Below are 2914 nucleotides of genomic sequence, written 5' to 3'. Positions count from 1 at the left end.
CGTGGATCTACCGTGTCGACCAAGGTCGACACCCACCAGAGCAGAATGCCGCCCCGACAGATCGGGGTAGCCTCCCACAGGAAACCAGCTTCTGCCGTTGCCGTTGAGGTTTCCGGCCAGCGGCCGGCACTACCGCGGGTGCCGGGTGCAACCCGGCCGACGCCCCCAACCGGTACAATGGCCGGATGCCTCTGATTACCCTACAGAACGTCGACTTCAGCGTCGGCGGCCCGTTGTTGCTGGAAAAGGCCGAACTGTCGATCGAGCCGGGCGAACGCATCGCCCTGATCGGCCGCAACGGCGCCGGCAAATCCACCCTGCTCAAGCTGCTGTCCGGCGACCACAAGCCCGATGATGGCGAAGTGCGCGTGCAGCAGGGCGTGCGTGTCACCCGCCTGGAGCAGGAAGTGCCGCATGGCGCCGCCGGCTCGGTGTTCGACGTCGTCGCCGATGGCCTCGGCGAACTGGGCCAGTGGCTGGCCGAATTCCACCACCTCAGCCATGCCGAGGTGTTCGATGGCGAAGCGCTCGGCAACGTGCAGGCCAAGATCGACGCCGCCAACGGCTGGGGCCTGGACCAGCGCGTCAGCGAAACCCTGACCAAGCTCGACCTGGACGGCGAGGCCGAGTTCGGTCGTCTGTCCGGCGGTATGAAGCGCCGCGTGCTGCTGGCCCGTGCGCTGGTGTCCAGCCCGGATGTGCTGCTGCTGGACGAACCGACCAACCACCTGGACATCGAGGCCATCGACTGGCTCGAAGCGTTCCTGAAGGGCTGGAGCGGCAGCGTGGTGTTCGTCACCCATGACCGCCGCTTCCTGCGTGCACTGGCCACCCGCATCGTCGAGATCGACCGCGGCCAGGTCACCAGCTGGCCGGGCGACTGGGCCAACTACGAGCGCCGTCGCGAGGAACGCCTCAATGCGCAGGCGCAGGAAAACGCCCGCTTCGACAAGCTGCTGGCGCAGGAAGAAGTCTGGATCCGCCAGGGCATCAAGGCGCGCCGTACCCGCGATGAAGGCCGCGTACGTCGCCTGAAGGCGATGCGTACCGAACGCTCGCAGCGCCGCGACCTCAGCGGCAACGTCAAGATGGAAGCCGCGCAGGGCGTCAGCTCCGGCAAGAAGGTCATCGACGTCAAGGACATTTCGTTCGCCTTCGGCGAGCGCACCATGGTCCGCGATTTCAGCACCACCATCCTGCGTGGCGACCGTATCGGCCTGATCGGCCCCAACGGCAGCGGCAAGACCACGCTGCTGAAGCTGCTGCTGGGCGAACTGCAGCCGTCCAAGGGCGAAGTCAACGCCGGTACCAACCTGCAGATCGCCTATTTCGACCAGTACCGCGCGGTGCTGCGTGAAGACTGGAGCGCGATCGAGAACGTGGCCGAAGGCCGCGATTTCCTCGAGTTCAACGGCAAGCGCAAGCATGTGCATGCCTACCTGCAGGACTTCATGTTCACCCCGGAACGTGCGCGTGCGCCGATCACCCGCCTGTCCGGTGGCGAGCGCAACCGCCTGCTGCTGGCCAAGCTGTTCGCGCAGCCGTCCAACCTGCTGGTGATGGACGAACCGACCAACGACCTCGACGTGGAAACCCTGGAGCTGCTGGAAGAGCTGCTGGGCGAGTACACCGGCACGCTGCTGCTGGTCAGCCACGACCGTGACTTCATCGACAACGTGGTGACCTCCACGCTGGTGATGGAAGGCGACGGCGTGATCGGCGAGTACGTCGGCGGCTACAGCGACTGGCAGCGCTATGCGGCCAGCGTGGCGACGCCTGCTGCGGCCCCGGTAGCCAAGCCGGCGGTCGCTGCACCGGCCGCCACGGCCGCTGCCCCGGCTGCGCCCAAGCGCAAGCTGGCCTACAAGGAAGCGCGCGAACTGGAGCAGCTGCCGAAGACCATCGAGAAGCTGGAAGGCGACGTCGAAGGGCTGACCTCGGCGATGAACGACCCGTCGTTCTACACCCGCAGCAGTGCCGAAGTAGCCGCGCACACCCAGCAGCTGGCCAAGGTGCAGGCCGAGCTGGATGCGGCCTACGCGCGCTGGGAAGAGCTGGAAGGCTGAGCTGAGCGTCCGCCGGCGCTGCCGGTGAACTCAGTAGATCCACGCCATGCGTGGATATCGGGATCCGTGCGGACCAACGGTCCGCACCTACCGAAGCCGGTTACGCCTCCGTGCGGACCAAGGTCCGCACCCACCGGGGCGCCGGCGGTCATTTGACCCCGTGCAGATCCCGCAGCTGGCTCGGCCGGCTGCCGAAATACGCCGCCAGATCAGCGATGTCCTGATCGCTCAGGTCCTTCGCCTGTGGCGTCATCAGCGCATGCTGGCGGTCACCGGCACGGTAGGCCTGCAGCGCATGCGCCAGGTAGTCACCGTACTGCCCACCCAGCTTCGGGTAGGTCGCATCGATCGGCGCGTTGCCGTCGGCGCCGTGGCAGTCGATGCAGCTCTGGTTGGTGGCCTTGCTCTTCACCTTGGCGCGGGCTTCACCGGCGGCCTCGCGGCCTGGTGGCAGGCCGGCAGAGGATGAAGAACCGTGTTCGCCGCTGGCATGGCCCGGGTCAGCGGCGGATTTCTCGCTGTTTTCCACCTGCGACTGTGAACAGGCGGCCAGCAGCAGGGCAACGGACAGGGCGATGGCGTGACGCATCGGATGCGCGGCTTTCGACATGGGCGGGCCTTACTTGACGGTGGACAGGTAAACAGAGAGATCGGCGATCTCCTGTTCGCTGAAACTCATCGACTGCGCCTGCATCGTCGGATGCCTGCGCTTGCCCTGGCGGTACTCGGTCAGGGCCTGGGCCAGGTACTGCTGGGTCTGGCCGCCGATCTTCGGCACCCGGTAACTGGGGTAGGCGTTCTTGTAGCCGGTGATGCCATGGCACCCCTGGCAGGTGTAGGCCAGGACA

The 2914-nt window shown here is 66.5% G+C and carries 3 protein-coding genes; 1 reads left to right on the top strand and 2 read right to left on the bottom strand.

Going from position 1 to position 2914, the window contains the following annotated elements; genetic code table 11:
* The first annotated feature begins 185 nt into the window (after nt 1-185).
* Complete coding sequence (locus tag QRO95_RS25095) at nt 186-2066, top strand: ATP-binding cassette domain-containing protein (RefSeq protein WP_285303732.1); 1881 nt, start codon at nt 186-188, stop codon at nt 2064-2066.
* Nucleotides 2067-2214: 148 nt separating this feature from the next.
* Here the strand turns inward: QRO95_RS25095 and QRO95_RS25090 are convergent, their stop codons facing one another.
* Nucleotides 2215-2676, bottom strand: coding sequence for a cytochrome c (locus tag QRO95_RS25090; RefSeq protein WP_006361215.1), 462 nt, complete (start codon nt 2674-2676; stop codon nt 2215-2217).
* A 9-nt stretch (nt 2677-2685) separates the two neighbouring features.
* Nucleotides 2686-2914, bottom strand: a 229-nt coding sequence (locus QRO95_RS25085; RefSeq protein WP_285303730.1) for a c-type cytochrome, incomplete at its 5' end; no start/stop codon positions are given.

Source organism: Stenotrophomonas maltophilia group sp. Smal13, from assembly GCF_030236855.1.
Lineage (GTDB): Bacteria > Pseudomonadota > Gammaproteobacteria > Xanthomonadales > Xanthomonadaceae > Stenotrophomonas > Stenotrophomonas maltophilia_A.
This window is presented reverse-complemented; position numbering and strand designations above follow the sequence as displayed.

Bases quoted from the DNA above. Each gene is read 5' to 3' on its own strand.
- QRO95_RS25095 (WP_285303732.1), top strand. From the start codon at position 186: ATGCCTCTGATTACCCTACAGAACGTCGACTTCAGCGTCGGCGGCCCG.
- QRO95_RS25090 (WP_006361215.1), bottom strand. From the start codon at position 2,676: ATGTCGAAAGCCGCGCATCCGATGCGTCACGCCATCGCCCTGTCCGTT.